Source organism: Streptomyces thermospinosisporus (genome assembly GCF_039526425.1).
In the GTDB taxonomy this organism is placed as follows: domain Bacteria; phylum Actinomycetota; class Actinomycetes; order Streptomycetales; family Streptomycetaceae; genus Streptomyces; species Streptomyces thermocarboxydovorans.
Genome location: NZ_BAAAIZ010000049.1, coordinates 15379 through 31577 on the forward strand (window position 1 = coordinate 15379; position 16199 = coordinate 31577).

At 73.2% G+C, this 16199-nt stretch carries 13 protein-coding genes; 3 read left to right on the forward strand and 10 right to left on the reverse strand.

Annotation, left to right across the window (positions count from 1 at the left end; genetic code table 11):
- Window positions 1-62: 62 nt before the first annotated feature.
- The 3 genes from ABD207_RS17480 to ABD207_RS17490 form a co-directional block, all read right to left on the reverse strand.
- Window positions 63-752, reverse strand: a complete 690-nt coding sequence (locus tag ABD207_RS17480) for an LPXTG cell wall anchor domain-containing protein (protein ID WP_344014016.1) — start codon at window positions 750-752, stop codon at window positions 63-65.
- A gap of 248 nt (window positions 753-1000) precedes the next feature.
- Complete coding sequence (locus tag ABD207_RS17485) at window positions 1001-1558, reverse strand: ATP-binding protein (RefSeq protein ID WP_344014017.1); 558 nt, start codon at window positions 1556-1558, stop codon at window positions 1001-1003.
- Between the two features lie 233 nt (window positions 1559-1791).
- Window positions 1792-2169 carry an STAS domain-containing protein gene (locus tag ABD207_RS17490; protein WP_344014018.1) on the reverse strand — a complete coding sequence of 126 codons (378 nt, stop codon included), beginning with the start codon at window positions 2167-2169 and terminating at the stop codon, window positions 1792-1794.
- Window positions 2170-2408: 239 nt separating this feature from the next.
- Between ABD207_RS17490 and ABD207_RS17495 the strand changes: the two genes are divergently transcribed.
- Both ABD207_RS17495 and ABD207_RS17500 read left to right on the forward strand, forming a co-directional pair.
- The gene (locus ABD207_RS17495; protein ID WP_344014019.1) at window positions 2409-3335 is read left to right on the forward strand and encodes an RNA polymerase sigma factor SigF; all 927 of its coding nucleotides are present in this window, start codon (window positions 2409-2411) and stop codon (window positions 3333-3335) included.
- Window positions 3336-3611: 276 nt separating this feature from the next.
- Window positions 3612-5162, forward strand: a complete 1551-nt coding sequence (locus ABD207_RS17500; protein WP_344014020.1) for a ricin-type beta-trefoil lectin domain protein — start codon at window positions 3612-3614, stop codon at window positions 5160-5162.
- Between the two features lie 63 nt (window positions 5163-5225).
- Here the strand turns inward: ABD207_RS17500 and hutI are convergent, their stop codons facing one another.
- The 4 genes from hutI to hutU form a co-directional block, all read right to left on the reverse strand.
- A complete protein-coding gene (hutI, locus tag ABD207_RS17505) occupies window positions 5226-6401 on the reverse strand; it encodes an imidazolonepropionase (protein ID WP_344014021.1) in 1176 nt (391 codons plus the stop codon).
- Window positions 6402-6421: 20 nt separating this feature from the next.
- Window positions 6422-7759 (reverse strand): formimidoylglutamate deiminase, encoded by a 1338-nt coding sequence (locus tag ABD207_RS17510; RefSeq protein WP_344014022.1) that lies wholly within the window; start codon window positions 7757-7759, stop codon window positions 6422-6424.
- Complete coding sequence (locus ABD207_RS17515; protein ID WP_344014069.1) at window positions 7756-8958, reverse strand: allantoate amidohydrolase; 1203 nt, start codon at window positions 8956-8958, stop codon at window positions 7756-7758. The genes ABD207_RS17510 and ABD207_RS17515 overlap by 4 nt, the downstream gene beginning before the upstream one ends.
- A gap of 86 nt (window positions 8959-9044) precedes the next feature.
- The gene (gene hutU / locus ABD207_RS17520) at window positions 9045-10709 is read right to left on the reverse strand and encodes a urocanate hydratase (protein WP_344014023.1); all 1665 of its coding nucleotides are present in this window, start codon (window positions 10707-10709) and stop codon (window positions 9045-9047) included.
- Between the two features lie 164 nt (window positions 10710-10873).
- Here hutU and ABD207_RS17525 point away from each other — a divergent pair, with 164 nt between their 5' ends.
- Window positions 10874-12229, forward strand: a complete 1356-nt coding sequence (locus tag ABD207_RS17525; RefSeq protein ID WP_344014024.1) for a type III PLP-dependent enzyme domain-containing protein — start codon at window positions 10874-10876, stop codon at window positions 12227-12229.
- 58 nt (window positions 12230-12287) lie between these two features.
- Here ABD207_RS17525 and ABD207_RS17530 read toward each other — a convergent pair whose 3' ends face one another.
- The 3 genes from ABD207_RS17530 to ABD207_RS17540 form a co-directional block, all read right to left on the reverse strand.
- Window positions 12288-12872 carry a hypothetical protein gene (locus ABD207_RS17530; RefSeq protein ID WP_344014025.1) on the reverse strand — a complete coding sequence of 195 codons (585 nt, stop codon included), beginning with the start codon at window positions 12870-12872 and terminating at the stop codon, window positions 12288-12290.
- A 184-nt stretch (window positions 12873-13056) separates the two neighbouring features.
- The gene (locus ABD207_RS17535; protein ID WP_344014026.1) at window positions 13057-13899 is read right to left on the reverse strand and encodes a MurR/RpiR family transcriptional regulator; all 843 of its coding nucleotides are present in this window, start codon (window positions 13897-13899) and stop codon (window positions 13057-13059) included.
- An 846-nt stretch (window positions 13900-14745) separates the two neighbouring features.
- A complete protein-coding gene (locus tag ABD207_RS17540) occupies window positions 14746-16131 on the reverse strand; it encodes a cystathionine beta-synthase (RefSeq protein ID WP_344014027.1) in 1386 nt (461 codons plus the stop codon).
- Between the last annotated feature and the right edge of the window lie 68 nt (window positions 16132-16199).

Genomic DNA, 16199 nt, shown 5'->3' on the forward strand with positions numbered 1-16199 from the left:
CAGGAGGGCCACCAGCAGCAGCGCCAGGAGCAGCGGCGGTGCCGTGGTGCGCGCGCCGGTGCTCACTCCCCGCGGGCCCCGCCGGTCCTGCGGGTCAGCCACAGCGTGCCGGCCACACCGGCGAGCAGGACGGTGCCGCCGAGGGTGGCCAGGGCGACGGCCGAGTCCTCGGGGCCGGTGCTCGGCAGGGTCCCGCCGCCGGAGTCGTCCGTGCCGCCCCCGCCGGTCGCGGGGGCCTTGCCCGCGGCCGTCACCTCGAGGGCCAGGGAGGGACCGGGGTCGTTGGCAGGTGTGCAGGTGGTGGTCGTGCCGAGGGCCTTGATGGTCAGGACGTCGGCCGTGAAGGTCACCGTGCCGCTCTTCTCGGGCGTGTAAGTGGCGGACAAGTCGCTGATCTTGATGGGCGTGTTGGGCGGGATCGGGGCGTCGTTGGCGGGGCCGGTGACGGTGAGGGTGCCGGAGTCGGCGCCGCCGAGGGCGATGGTGGCGCTGGGGTTCATCGCGCCCTTGCCCAGTTCCACGGGGCTGGAGGAGACGCCCTTCTGCCAGGACATGGTGATGCGGTAACCGCTGCCGCTGCGCGCCGCCTCGATGTCGATGGGCGAGACCGCGCTCTTGTCCCCGATCGGCGTCTTGCACCGGTAGTCGACGTCGACGGCCTTCGCCTGCGCGGCGGGGGCGGCCGCCAGCACCGTGAACCCGGCCAGGACGACGGCGGACGCGAGGGCGGCGGTTCGGTTCCGGTACGACACGGTCCCCTGCCTTCCTGGTTTCTGACGCCTCATCAGATGGGCGGTCACGGTACGCCGGGGACCTCGAGGAGGGAAGAGACGTGACACGCCGGATCGGGGGCGGCCCGATCGGGGTCCGGGAAGAGGGCGGCGCCACTGCGGGGGCGGCCACGCCGGGAAGGCGGTGAAAAAGGAAGGCGGTGAAAAAGAAGGGCGCCGCTTCCGAGGGCGGCGCGCGAGGTGTGCGGTGCGTCGGTGGGGGCGGTGCGCTATGCGGGGGCGCCGAGCTCCGCCCAGACCGTCTTGCCGGCGACGCCCGGGGTGCGGACGACGCCCCAGTCCAGGCAGAGGCGCTGGACGATGAACATGCCGTGGCCGCCGGGGCGGCCCGCGCGGTGCGGGGTGCGCGGGGCGGGCTGGCCCGTGCCGCGGTCGGTGACCTCCAGGCGGATCACCTTGTTGTCGCAGGTGAGGGTGAGCCGGTCCGGCCCCTCGGCGTGCAGGCAGGCGTTGGTGACCAGCTCGGAGACGACCAGCAGGACGTCCTCGGCGGCGGCCCGCTGGTCGGCGGTGGCCGCGGGCAGCCAGCCCCATGCGTGCAGCGCCTGGCGGGTGAAGTCGCGCGCGAGCGGCACCACACCGCTCTGGCCCTCGAAGCTCAGCCGGCGGACCTGCCGGCCCGCGGCGGCCCCGGACGATCCCGGCACGCCTGCGGGCGCCGCGACGCCCCCGTCGGCGGCGTCCTGCGCCGCGCCGCCCCCGGACACGCCGGAAGCGCCGGGCTCCGGACCGCGGTCGCCCGGCGAGTAGGGCCGGGTGGTGCTCATCAGCGCTTCACCTCACCGATTCACCGGTTCACGATGCAAAAAATCCGTACTCAGTCAGTCACGCAGTGCGCGGCGCGTCCGGTTGACTGCACCCCTGCGACCACGGCGGCCGACACGTTCAGGATGTCTCCTGCCCGAGGGGCCCGAGGGGACACCCCCGTATTCGCACGAAAAGTCGTGCCTGGAATCCGGGGCACGGGGCCCGGGGCGGTGCCCCGCCCCGGCCGCGCGGGTCATCCGGAGTCGTCGGCCAGGGCGGCCTCGAGGGTGTCGTGGACCGCGAAGACGGCTTCCGCCCCCGTGATCTCGAACACCCGCGCGACAACGGGCTGCATCCCGACGAGATGCACCCCGCCCCCGGCGTCCTCGGCCTTCAGCCGGGCCCCGAGCAGGACGTTGAGCCCCGTGGAGTCGCAGAACTCCAGCCGGGAGCAGTCGATGACGAGCCGGTTCAATCCCTTGGCGAGGCAGTTCTCCAGTGGCTCACGCAACAGATCGGCGGTGTGGTGATCCAACTCACCCGCCGGAGTCACGACGGCACTGGGGCCCTCTTGTCGCACCTCGACCAGAAGCCGGCCCGACTGTGCGCTGCCGACCGTCCCGCGGTCCATGCCGTCTCTCTCTCCCGACCTCGTGTCTGCTTGCTGACGCCCTCGAACACTACGCCCTCCGACGGTGCTCCGGCACCTGAACAATCACACAGAAACGGACACAACCGAACAAAACGCACTTGCGGCGGGCTTGTCGAAGCGGGTAGGGCTAGTAAGAACACGTACCCGACACGGCCGGCTTTGGAGGCGCCGCACACCGCAGTGCACGTTCTGGCTTCGGCAGCCATATGCCGAGAACGATGGAGGACACCATGTCACCCCGGCTCGACGCATCGCGTACCCAGAAAGCGACGTCGGCACTCCCTGAGGAACATCTGGATCCCATCGAGCAGGACGACATGAGTGTCGTCCAGGACGATCTACTCGCCGGACTCCCGGAGATCCCCCCGTACGACACGGTCGAGGCGGTCGACGCACGCGCCCTGTCCCGCACTCTCTTCGAACGCCTGGAGTCACTCGAGGAAGGCACCCACGAGTACTCCTACGTCCGCAACACGCTCGTCGAACTCAACCTCGCCCTGGTCAAGTTCGCCGCCTCCCGCTTCCGCTCCCGCAGCGAGCCGATGGAGGACATCATCCAGGTCGGCACCATCGGCCTGATCAAAGCGATCGACCGGTTCGAGCTCTCGCGCGGTGTGGAGTTCCCCACGTTCGCGATGCCGACCATCATCGGCGAGATCAAGCGCTTCTTCCGCGACACCTCCTGGTCCGTGCGCGTGCCGCGCCGCCTCCAGGAGCTGCGCCTCGACCTGGCCAAGGCCGGTGACGAACTGGCGCAGAAGCTCGACCGCGCGCCGACCGTGACCGAGCTGGCCGAACGCCTCGGCATCTCCAACGACGAGGTCGTCGAGGGCATGGCGGCGTCGAACGCCTACACCGCCTCCTCGCTGGACGCCCAGCCCGAGGAGGACGACGCCGAGGGCGCCCTGGCCGACCGGATCGGCTACGAGGACCACGGCCTCGAGGGCATCGAGTACATCGAGTCGCTGAAGCCGCTGATCGCCGAACTGGCACCGAGGGACCGGAAGATCCTCAGCCTGCGTTTCGTGGCCGGGATGACCCAGTCGGAGATCGGCGAGGAGCTGGGCATCTCCCAGATGCACGTCTCCCGGCTGCTGTCCCGCACCCTGGTGCGGCTGCGCAAGGCGCTGACCATCGAGGAATGACCGGCATCCGGGCGGGCGCCCGGAGCAGGCCGGCGAGCAGCCGGCCGCACGGATCGACCGACCGCGCCCCGCGCCCTGTCGGCGCCGGATGTCCCTGGCCGTACCGGCCGGGGCACCGGGTGCCGTCCGGGCGCGGGGCGCGCCTCATTACCCGCGGTTACCCACGGTTACCCCTTTTCTCCGCGGTCCTCATCCAGCACTATGAGCTGGCCCAAACCGGCCGGAAGGTCAGTCGGGACGGCGGAGTCCGACGGCCCGGGGGCGAGGAGGCGATGGATGGCTGGGGACGGCGAGTCCGCCGAGGTCGACGGCACCGGGGGCGGCCCCGGCGGTGCGCACGCCGGAGCGTCCGACATCCGGCTGACCGAGCTGCTGCGCGGCGACACCTCGGCGGCGTACGGGGCGCTCCAGGAACTCAGGGCCCGGCACGGCCCCGCGGTGCTCGCCTACGCCCGCCGCTGCACCACCGGTGACTCCTCGGCACGGCAGCTCGCCGCGCAGGCCTTCACCCTGGCCGCGCGCGAGATGGCCCGCGGCACCGACTCCGGCGGCCCGCTGCGCCATCAGCTTCTGCTGCTGACCGTGCGGGTGGCCGCGCAGTGGGCCGCGGACGGGCGGGCCGGAGGGCTGGACCCGGGCCTGCTGCTCGTGCTCAGCTCGTCCGGTTCCGAGGGCCCGGTCCCGCCCATGCTCGCGGCCTTCCGGACCCTTCCGTACCGCGCGCAGGGCCTCCTCTGGTACGCCGTCGTCGAGCAGGAGCCGGCCGAGCGCACGGCGGCCTTCCTCGGCATCACCCGCGAGGACGTCGTCTACGCCACCGACTCCGCGCTGGGGGCCCTGGGCCAGGCCAGTCTGCGGTCCCGGCTGGCGGCCTCGGACGATCCGCGGTGCTGTGACTTCCGCCGCCTGATCGAGGAGTCCGTACGGCCCGGCAACCGCCGCGGCAGCGCCGATCTGCACACCCACATGGCGCACTGCGCCCACTGCACGGCGGCGTACGAGGAGCTGTGCGCCCTGCGGGACGATCCGCGCACCACCCTCGCCGAAGGGCTGCTGCCCTGGGCGGGCACGGCGTACGCGGCGGACGCCCCGGAGACCGGGCGGACGGAGGCCGCCGCGCCCGCGACGGAGGCTCCCCGGCCCCGCTCGCGGCGGCTGGTGCTGGCCTCGGCGGCGCTCGGCGTGGGCGCCGTACCGCTGCTGCTGTTCGTGCTGTCCCCGGGCGAGGCACCGTCCGGGCGGGCCGGGGGTCCGGGCTCCCCCTCGCCCGTCCCGCCGCCGGTGACGGTGACGGCCACCCCGTCGCCCTCCCCTACCGCCTCACCGACGCGCACCTCGCCCTCCGCGTCGCCGACGCGGACGAAGCGGCCCTCGCGCAGCCCGCACCCCACGCCCTCTTCCCCGCGTGCCACGCCGACGTACGCGCCGCCGGGCGGCTCGTACGCACCGGTGGTGAATCTCGCCACGGGCCGGTGCCTGGACATCGACGGCGACCTGGAGAACCGCACCGACGTCGTCACCGCTCCCTGCGACGGCTCCGACAGCCAGCGGTGGCGCTACGACGCCGGACGCGGGGTGCTGCAGTCCTACGCCGACGACGACTTCTGCCTGGACAGCCGGGGTGCGGTGGACCGCGGGCTGGGGATCTGGTCGTGCTCTTCGGTGGAGGGGCGCAACGGGCAGAACCTGCGCTTCACCGTCGACTCCGCCGGCGTCATCCGCGCGGCCATCGCGCCGTCCCACGCGGTGACGCCGGGCGGCGGCGACTCGGTGGGGCTGGTCAGCGCGACGGAGCGGACCGACCAGCGCTGGCGGGCGGGGACCTGAGGACCTGGCCGCGGAAGCCGACGGGACGCTGAGGCCTCCCGGCCCGCCACGGCACCGGGCTGCTCAGACCACCCGCACGCCGCCCCGCCAGACGCCGCTGACCAGCGGCACGCCGGGCCGGTAGGCCAGGTGGACGTGGCTGGGGGCCTCGAGCAGGGTCAGGTCGGCGCGGGCGCCGGTGGTGAGGCGGCCGATGTCGGTGCGGCGCAGGGCCTGGGCGCCGCCCGCGGTGGCGGACCACACGGCCTCATCGGGTGTCATGCCCATCTCCCGCACGGCGAGGGCGATGCAGAACGGCATCGAGGAGGTGAAGGACGAGCCGGGGTTGCAGTCCGTGGACAGGGCGACGGTGGCGCCCGCGTCCAGCAGCCGGCGGGCGTCGGGCCAGTCGGCGCGGGTGGAGAACTCGGCACCGGGCAGCAGGGTGGCGACGGTGCGGCTGCCGGCCAGGGCGTCCACATCGGCATCGGTGAGGTGGGTGCAGTGGTCGGCGCTGGCCGCGTCCAGCTCGACGGCCAGCTGGACGCCGGGGCCGTGGGAGAGCTGGTTGGCGTGCACGCGGGGGTGCAGGCCCCTGGCCTTCCCGGCGGTGAGGATCGCCCGGGCCTGGTCGCCGTCGAAGGCGCCCTTCTCGCAGAAGACGTCGATCCACCGGGCGTGCGGCGCGCAGGCGTCCAGCATCTCGCCGGTGACCAGGGCGACATAGCCGGCCGGGTCCTCGGCGTACTCGGGGGCGACGATGTGCGCGCCGAGGAAGGTGACCTCGTCGGTGTGGCGGGCGGCCAGCCGCAGGGCGCGGGCCTCGTCGTCGACGGTCAGGCCGTAGCCGGACTTGGTCTCGAAGGTGGTGGTGCCCTGGCGGAGTGCCTCGGCGAGCAGGCGGGTGAGGTTCGCCTCGAGTTCTGCGTCGGTCGCGGCCCGGGTGGCGGCGACGGTGGTGCGGATGCCGCCCGCGCTGTAGGGGCGGCCGGACATGCGGGCGTTGAACTCCTCGGTGCGGTCGCCCGCGAAGACCAGGTGGGAGTGGGAGTCGACGAAGCCCGGCAGGACCGCGCGGCCGGCGGCGTCGACCCGGTTGTCGGTGGCGGGTGCTTTGCTGGATGCACCGGTCCAGGCGATGCGGTCGCCCTCGATGACGACGGCCGCGTCCCGGACCAGGCCCAGGGGTGAATCGCCGTGGCGGGAGGGGTCGTTGGTGACCAGTGTGGCGATGTTGGTGATGACGGTGCTGCTGCTCATGGCGTCCTCGTGGGGGGTCGTCAGGCGCGCAGGGCCTCGACGGCCTGTGCGAGGGCGTGCGGTACGTCGGGCACCCGGGTGTGCGTCCCGTCGCGTACGACGTGCCGGCCGCCCACGACGGTGTGCCGTACGTCGGCCGCGGTCGCGGCGAATACGGCCGTCTCGGCGCCGAGTCGGGGCAGCGGCCCCGCTGTTCTGACCGAGTCCAGGGTGATGGTGGTGAGGTCGGCGAGGGCGCCGGGTTCGATGCTGCCCGCCCGGTCCCAGCCGAGGGCGGCGTGGCCGTCGGCGGTGGCGGCGCGCAGCAGGGCGTTCGCCGTCCAGTGGCCGCGGGTGCGGGTGCGCAGCCGCTCGTTCAGCTCCATGGCCCGGGCCTCCTCGAACATGTCGATCACGGCGTGGCTGTCGGAGCCGAGGGAGAGCGGGGAGCCCTGCCGCTGGAGTGCGGCGGCGGGCCCGATGCCGTCGGCGAGGTCGCGTTCGGTGGTGGGGCACATGCAGGTGCCGGTGCCGCTGCCGCCGATCAGGGCGATGTCCTCGCCGGTGAGGTGGGTGTTGTGCACGCCGGTGGTGCGCGGGCCGAGCACTCCGTGGTCGGCGAGCAGCCGGGCGGGGGTGCATCCGTGGGCCTCGAGGCAGGCGTCGTTCTCCGCGGTCTGCTCGGACAGGTGCACATGCAGCGGGGCCCGCCGGTCCTCGGCCCAGGCCGCCACGGTCGCCAGCTGCTCGGCGGGCACGGCCCGCACGGAGTGGACGGCCGCTCCGATCCGGGCGTGCTCCCGCTCCTTGAGGAGGGAGCAGCGTTCGGCCCAGGCGTCGGCGGTGCCGTCGGAGAAGCGCAGCTGGTGGGTGGTGGGCGGCTCGCCGAAGCCGGAGGAGAGATAGGCGGTGTCGAGGAGGGTGATGCGGATCCCGGCGTCGGCGGCGGCCTCGATCAGCGCCTCCCCCATCGCGTTGGGGTCGTCGTAACGGGCGCCGCCGGGCGCGTGGTGCACATAGTGGAACTCGCCGACGCAGGTGATGCCGGCGAGCGCCATCTCCGCGTACACCGCGCGGGCGAGCCGGTAGTAGCTCTCCGGGGTGAGGCGGTGGGCCATCGCGTACATGACCTCCCGCCAGGTCCAGAAGGTGCCGGAGCCGACCTGGACGAAGCCGCGCAGCGCCCGGTGGAAGGCGTGGCTGTGGGCGTTGGCCAGTCCGGGCAGGGTCAGGCCCCGCAGCACCACAGCCCCGGGCGGCGGCACGGAGCTGTCCGGGGTGAGGGTGTGGATGCGTCCGTCGCGGACGTCGAGTCTCACGCCCGCCTCGATGCGGTCGCCGAGCCAGGCGTGCTCGAGCCAGTAGGTCGTCGCGGTCACCGGCAGGCCAGTCCTTCCAGTACGTCGGCGAGCGCCAGCACCCCGGCCACGCAGTCGTCCTCCTCGGCCCGTTCGGCCGGGGAGTGCGAGACGCCGGTGGGGTTGCGCACGAACAGCATGGCGGTGGGGACGGCGCCGGCGAGGATTCCGGCGTCGTGTCCGGCACCGGTGCCGAGCACGGGCACCTTGAGGTCCGTGTCCTTGCCGAGGATGCGGGCGAGTTCGTCGCGCAGGGCGTGGTCGAACTCGACGACGGGTGTGAAGGACTCACGGGTGATGTCCAGGCCGACGCCGTGGGCGGCGGCGTGTTCGCGGGCCGCCGCCTCGATGCCCTCGATCACCGTGTCCAGGGTGCCCTGCTCGGGGGCGCGGGAGTCGAGCCAGCCGCGCACCAGGGCGGGGATGGCGTTGACGCCGTTGGGCTCCACCGCGGTCTTGCCGAAGGTGGCGACGGCACCGGCCAGCCGGGCCTCGCGGCGGGCGGCGAGGACCGTCTCGGCGTAGGGCAGCATGGGGTCGCGCCGGTCGTCGAGGCGGGTGGTGCCGGCGTGGTTGGCCTCGCCCCGGAAGTCGAACCGCCAGCGGCCGTGCGGCCAGATGGCGCTGGCCACGCCCACCCGGTCGCCGGTCAGGTCCAGGGCGCGCCCCTGCTCGACATGGAGCTCGACGAACGCGCCGATCCGGGCCAGCCGTTCCGGGTCGGGCCCGATGGCGTCGGGGTCGTACCCGGCGGCCTCCATGGCCTTCGGCAGGGTGATGCCGTCGTCGTCGGTGAGCCGGTGCGCCTGCTCGCGGGTGAGCCGTCCTGCGGTGAGCCGGGATCCGACGCAGGCGAGCCCGAAGCGGGCGCCCTCCTCGTCGCCGAAGTTGACGATGCCGAGCGGCCGGGTCAACTGCACGTTCCGCGCGCGCAGTTCGTCGAGGGCGGCGAAGGCGGAGACCACCCCGAGGGGGCCGTCGAAGGCGCCGCCGTCGGGCACGGAGTCCAGGTGCGACCCGGTGACCACGGCGTCCCCGGCGGCGGGATCACCGGCCCAGGCCCACTGGTTGCCGTTGCGGTCCACCTCGTAGGCCAGGCCGCGGGCGCGGGCCTGCTCCCGGAACCAGGCCCGGCACTCGGCGTCGGCGGGGGTCCAGGCGTAGCGCCGGTAGCCGCCGGTGCCGGGGTGCAGGCCGACGGGGAGCAGCTCGCGCCACATGGCGTGGAACGAGCCGGCGGACCCGTTCGCCGCCTCACGCCCGGCCCCGTGACCGCTCCGGGTCTCGTTCTCGGTCCCGGTCCCGCTCACTCCGGGCCGCCCTCGCGCATCGGCACCCGCACGCCCCGCTGCTCGGCCACGGTCTCGGCGATCTCGTACCCGGCGTCGACATGCCGGATGACGCCCATGCCGGGGTCGTTGGTCAGCACCCGGCGGATCTTCTCCCCCGCCAGCGCCGTGCCGTCGGCCACCGTCACCTGCCCGGCGTGCAGGGAGCGGCCCATGCCCACGCCGCCGCCGTGGTGGATGGACACCCAGGAGGCGCCGGAGGCCACGTTGACCATGGCGTTCAGCAGCGGCCAGTCGGCGATGGCGTCGGAGCCGTCCAGCATCGCCTCGGTCTCCCGGTAGGGGGAGGCGACGGACCCGCAGTCCAGGTGGTCGCGGCCGATGACGACGGGCGCCGCCAGCTCGCCGCTGGCGACCATGTCGTTGAAGCGCTCGCCGGCCTTGTCCCGCTCGCCGTAGCCGAGCCAGCAGATGCGGGCCGGCAGCCCCTGGAAGTGCACCCGCTCCCCCGCCATGCGGATCCAGCGGGCGAGGGACTCGTTCTCCGGGAAGAGGTCGAGGATCGCCCGGTCGGTCCTGGCGATGTCGGCGGGGTCGCCGGAGAGCGCGGCCCAGCGGAAGGGGCCCTTGCCCTCGCAGAACAGCGGCCGGATGTAGGCGGGGACGAAGCCGGGGAAGGCGAACGCCCGCTCGTATCCGGCGAGTTTCGCCTCGCCGCGGATGGAGTTGCCGTAGTCGAAGACCTCGGCGCCGGCGTCCTGGAAGCCGACCATGGCCTCGACATGCTTCGCCATGGACTCGCGGGCGCGGGTGGTGAATCCGGCCGGGTCCTTCCTGGCCTCCTCCGCCATGTCCTCGAAGGCGATGCCGAGCGGCAGGTAGGACAGCGGGTCGTGGGCGGAGGTCTGGTCGGTCACGACGTCGATGGGGGCGCCCATCGACAGCAGCTGCGGCACCAGTTCGGCGGCGTTGCCGAGGACGCCGATGGACAGCGGGCGGCGGGCGTCGCGGGCCTCGACGGCGAGCTGCAGCGCGTGGTCCAGGCTGCCGGCCTTCACATCGAGGTAGCGGTGCTCGATCCGGCGGTCGATGGCCCGAGGGTCGCAGTCGATGCAGAGGGCGACGCCGTCGTTCATGGTCACGGCGAGCGGCTGGGCGCCGCCCATGCCGCCGAGGCCGGCGGTGAGGGTGATGGTCCCGGCGAGGCTGCCGCCGAACCGCTTGGCGGCGACGGCGGCGAAGGTCTCGTAGGTGCCCTGGAGGATGCCCTGGGTGCCGATGTAGATCCAGGAGCCGGCCGTCATCTGCCCGTACATGGTCAGGCCGAGGGCCTCCAGGCGGCGGAACTCCTCCCAGGTGGCCCAGTCGCCGACGAGGTTGGAGTTGGCGATGAGGACGCGCGGTGCCCACTCGTGGGTCTGCAGGACGCCGACCGGGCGGCCGGACTGGACGAGCATCGTCTCGTCCTGCTTGAGGGTCTGCAGCGTGCGGACCATGGCGTCGAAGGAGCGCCAGTCCCGGGCGGCCTTGCCGGTGCCGCCGTAGACGACGAGCTTGTCGGGGTGCTCGGCGACCTCCGGGTCGAGGTTGTTCTGCAGCATCCGCAGGGCGGCCTCCTGCTGCCAGCCCAGGGCGCTCGGCTGCGTGCCGCGCGGTGCCCGGACGGTGCGGGGTCCTGACATGTCTGCCTCCTCATCGCGTATTACTGCAGATATTCACATACTCAGCGCCTGAATAGAGCTAGTCAATACGTGCGGGTGCCGCCGTGCGGGCGTGTCGGGTGTTTGGCTGGATGCATCGGCCATGAGAGCCAGGAGACGAACAGCAGCGACGGGAGGGGCCAGCGGTGAGCCATGACGAGAGCCGGTCGGCGCGACGGGACCGGGCCGTGCGGCAGGCGGTGGAGCAGGGGCTGCTCGGACCCGGTCAGCCCATCGTGGCGCTGCTCGACGTCACCGGTATCCGGCAGTCGGCGGCCGGGCTGCGCGCCGCGTTCGAGGCCGTCGCGGCACCCGGCACCCGGATCCTGCACGCGTTCGCGGTGAAGGCGACGCCGCTGGTGCCGGTGCTGCGGCTGCTGCGGGCCGAGGGCATCGGCGCCGAGGTGGCGAGCCCGGGCGAGCTGGCGCTGGCGCGGGCGGCGGGGATCGAACCGGAGCGGACGGTGCTCGACTCGCCCGCGAAGACCCCGGCGGAGCTGCGCGAGGCGCTGGCGCTGGGCATCGCCGTCAACGCGGACAATCCGCAGGAGCTGGCCCGCATCGACGCCCTGGTGGGCTCGGACACGCCCCGCTCACCGCTCGGGCTGCGGGTGAATCCGCAGGTCGGGTCCGGTGCCATCGAGGCGCTGTCGACCGCCACCGCGACCAGCAAGTTCGGGGTGGCGCTGCGCGACGAGGGGGCGCGGGAGTGGGTGGTGCGCTCATATCTGGAGCGGCCCTGGCTGACCCGGCTGCACGCGCACACCGGCTCGCAGGGCGTGGCGCTGGAGCTGATGGCGCGCGGGGTGGCCGAGACCTACGAGCTGGCGGAGGAGATCAACCGGCGGGCGGGCCGGCGGCAGGTGGACACCGTCGACATCGGCGGCGGGCTGCCGGTGAACTTCGCCTCGGAGGCGATCACCCCGACGTACGGCGCGTATGCGAGGGTGCTGCGGGACACGGTGCCGGGGCTGTTCGACGGGCGGTACGGGATCGTCACCGAGTTCGGCCGGTCACTGCTGGCCAAGCACGGCACGCTCCTCGCCCGGGTGGAGTACGCCAAGCAGGCGGGCGGGCGGCCGGTGGCGGTGACCCACGCGGGCGTGCAGGTGGCCACGCGCACGGTGTACGCACCGCAGGAGTGGCCGCTCAGGATCGCCGCCTACGACGCCAAGGGACTGCCGAAGGAAGGGCCCGCGGTGGTGCAGGACATCGCCGGCCCGGCCTGCTTCGCGGGCGACCTGCTGGCCCGGGAGTATCCGCTGCCACTGCTGGAGCAGGGCGACTACGCGGCGGCCCTGGACACCGGCGCGTACTACTTCGCCCACCACTACGCCTACAACTCACTCCCCCGCCCGGCCGTCCACGGCTTCGTCGCGGATCAGCCGGGTGACGTCGGCTTCGCCCTGGTCCGCCCCGCCCAGACGACGGAGGAGATCGTGCGGGAGTCGGGCGGCGACCACGCCGACGCGCTGGTGGAGGGCCTGGGCCCGGGGTCCTGAACGCGGCGAGGGCCCGCCGCACCCGGCGGGCCCTGACCCGGTATTCCGTGCCGCCCGGTCAGACCAGGGCCGGGGTCTTGCGGCGGGAGCCGCCCGGCTTGGCGTCGCCGGCCGCGATGCCCGTGGTGCGGTAGGCCTTCACCGCCTTGCCGGCCGGGTTGCCGGCGTTGCGGCCGAGCCAGTCGACCCGCACCCACAGCAGCTGGTCGCCGGCCTTCTCCAGGCGGCCGATCCAGGAGGCCTTCAGCCACAGGCCCGCACCGCACCCGGCGAGCAGCAGACCGCCGGCGGCCGGGACCGCGAGGGCGCTGCCCAGCGCCGCGAGGAAGGCGAGCAGCAGCCACCAGCGGTGCCCGCGCCGCCAGTTGCGGGCGGTCACCGCGCGGTCCTGGAGCACGTCGTGCTTGCCCGCCCGGGCCGCCCCACGGGCCAGGTCCCGGTAGCGTCCGCGCCGCAGGAGGGCGACCACGGCGGCCGCCACGATGAACAGGGCGGCACCCGCCAGCACGCCGATCCGGCGCCCGGTCAGTCCCGGCACCGACAGCCCGATGCCCGCGGCGAAGACTCCCAGCCACCACAGCGGCGCGGCCCCGGCCCGTACCACGACGGCCACCCGAGCCAGCCCCTGACCTCCGCGCGACACGTTCCAGCCTCCCGTCTCACATCCGATGCACATCCGATGCACGGTCCGACAGCGGTTCCTGAAGAACCCTGAAGAACCCTGAAGAACCTTGAAGAAGCGGTACCAGAAGAAGTACCAACTACGGCACGCTAGCGACAGAAGCTGAGACGAGTCTGAGAATGCCCGCCGGGCGCCACGGCGGGCCTCACTCCACGAACAGGCCCCGGGCCGCCGCCTTGGCGTCGAACTCCTCCAGCCGCGCCTGGGCCTCCGGCAGCTCGTCGCACATGGCCTCCAGCAGCACCCGGCCCAGCAGCATCGGCGCGCACGCGGTGTCGAAGACGAGCCCGGTGCCGACGGGGGCGGGCAGCAGCAGATCGGACACCTTGGCGACCGGCGCGAAGGCGGAGTCGGCGACGGTGACCACGGTCAGGCCGGACTCCTTGGCGTGCGCGAGGGCGTCCACGACCTCCCGGGGGTGCCGGGGCAGCGCGAAGCAGAGCAGGGCGCCGGCACCGGCGTGGACGGCGGCGTCGATGCGGTCGTGCAGCATGGAGCCGCCCTCGTTGAGCAGCCGTACGTCCGGGTGGACCTTGGCGGCGAAGTAGGCGAAGCCGTGCGCCTGGGCGGCGGCCGCGCGCAGCCCGAGCACGGGCAGCGGCCGGCTGCCGGCCAGCAGGCGGCCCGCCCGCTGCACGGGCACGGGGTCGGCCAGCGCCTCCGCGAGGTGCCGCAGATTCTGGATCTCCGCCTCGACGGCCTGCTGGTACTCGTTGACGGTGCCGTTGTCGGGCACGGGCTCGGCCGGGGCGACCTCCCGCAGGTGGCGGCGCAGCGCCGGGTAGCCGTCGAAGCCGAGGGCGACGGCGAAACGGGTCACCGAGGGCTGGCTGACGCCCGCCAGTTCGGCCAGCTCGACGCTGGACAGGAACGGCACGTCGGCGGCGCGGCGCACCATGCAGTGGGCGATCCGCCGCTGGGTCGGCGTCAGCCGGTGCCCCTCGAACAGCGCCTGAAGGCGCGCGGCAGGGCTGTCGGCGGCGCTCATGACGTGCTCCCCCTCGGAACTATTCACTCTCCGCAACTCTTGCATGCCGTTATACAGCCGCGGCGCCCGCCGCACGACCTCGTTCGGCGGGCGCCGCTGTTCTGAGCGTCTGGGTCGCGGTCCTCCCGGGCCTCGGTCGCGGTCGATGACGAACTGCGAGCCGGGTTCGACGATCACCTTCCCCTCGGCGCAGCCGGTGATGGTCATGTCGGTGAGGGTGGCGCTGCCGCGGGCGCCGCCCATGGCACGTGAACGTCGCCCAGATCGCCCGCACCAACCCGGGGCTGTTCAGCGGCTGCGGGCGCGGCCGCAAGGACCGGGACGGCGGCTGCGAGGAGTGACCCCGCCGGTTCCCGTGCCGCGAGGACCGGGAGCACCGGGACTACGGGGAACGCCGTACGCGCCGGGAGCACCGGGACTACCGGGAACGCCGTACGCGCCGGGAGAGTTGTGCGCGGGGACCGCCGCACCCCCGGTGGACCCGGGGGGCGGGACGACGGCGGTCCCCGCGAGGGACGCGGGACCGGGACTGAGCCGGTGGCGCGTCCATGGCGTCGGTGGAGGTCCGGGAGCCGCTCCGGAGGTCCTTGACGCCGTTTCTCACCGCCGGCCGGAACAGGGAGCCTCCCCCAGTGCCTGAAGGACCTGGGAGGTACCCCCACCGCTCCGCCGACATCCCTCAATCTGCCGTATGCGTGTTAACCGAGTGCTGCGTGAACGTGACGCCCTCGTACCACTTGCGCGAAGTCCACGCGGACCCCGTGCGGCTCAACGGCCATGCGCGCGGGGGTCGTTCACCTGTGCGGTGTTCGCGCGGCCGCCGTCACCCCGCCCATTCCTCCGCCGTCACTTGCCGGTCTTGGCGAGGAACGCCAGCAGGTCCTGGCGGCTGACCACGCCGGTCGGCTTGCCCTCGACCAGGACGATCGCCGCGTCCGCCTTGCCCAGCACCGCCATCAGGTCGGCGACCGGCTCACCCGAGCCGACCTGCGGCAGCGGGGCCGACATGTGCTTCTCCAGCGGGTCGTCGAGCGAGGCGCTCTTGCTGAACAGCGCGTCCAGCAGCTCCCGTTCCACCACCGAGCCGACCACCTCCGCGGCCATCACGTCCGGGTGGCCGGCGCCCGGCTTGACGACGGGCATCTGCGAGACGCCGTACTCGCGCAGCACCTCGATGGCCTGGCCGACCGTCTCGTCGGGGTGCATGTGGACCAGGGACGGCATGGAGCCCTCCTTGTCCTCCAGCACGTCGGCGACGCGGGCGCTCGGGCCGCTGTCCTCCAGGAAGCCGTAGTCGGCCATCCACTCGTCGTTGAAGATCTTGCTGAGGTAGCCGCGTCCGCTGTCCGGCAGCAGCACCACCACGACGTCGTCCTCGTCCAGCCGGGAGGCCACCTTCAGCGCGGCCACCACCGCCATGCCGCAGGAGCCGCCGACCAGCAGGCCCTCCTCCTTGGCCAGGCGGCGGGTCATCTGGAAGGAGTCCTTGTCGGAGACGGCGACGATCTCGTCGGCGACGTTCCGGTCGTAGGCGGAGGGCCAGAAGTCCTCACCGACGCCCTCGACCAGGTACGGGCGCCCGGAACCGCCGGAGTACACCGAGCCCTCGGGGTCGGCGCCGATCACCTTGACGCGGCCGTCGCTGACCTCCTTGAGGTAGCGGCCGGTGCCGGAGATGGTGCCGCCGGTGCCGACGCCGGCCACGAAGTGCGTGATCTTCCCCTCGGTCTGCTCCCACAGCTCCGGGCCGGTGGAGTGGTAGTGCGACAGCGGGTTGTTGGGGTTGGAGTACTGGTCCGGCTTCCAGGCGCCCGGCGTCTCGCGGACCAGGCGGTCGGAGACGTTGTAGTACGAGTCGGGGTGCTCGGGGGCCACGGCGGTCGGGCAGACCACGACCTCGGCGCCGTAGGCGCGCAGCACGTTGATCTTGTCCGTGGAGACCTTGTCCGGGCAGACGAAGATGCACTTGTAGCCCTTCTGCTGGGCCACGATGGCGAGCCCCACGCCGGTGTTGCCGCTGGTCGGCTCGACGATGGTGCCGCCCGGCTTCAGTTCCCCGCTGCGCTCGGCGGCCTCGATCATCCGCAGGGCGATGCGGTCCTTCACGGAACCGCCGGGGTTGAAGTACTCCACCTTGGCCAGGACGGTCGCCCTGATGCCCTTGGTCACGCTGTTGAGCCGCACCAGCGGGGTGTTGCCGACGAGGCTGATCATCGAGTCGTGGAATTGCACCGTTGTCTCCGGATGCTGCAAAAGGTGTGGTCGTAGTGGTTCAGCCAGCCTAGGCCCTCCCGGCGGCA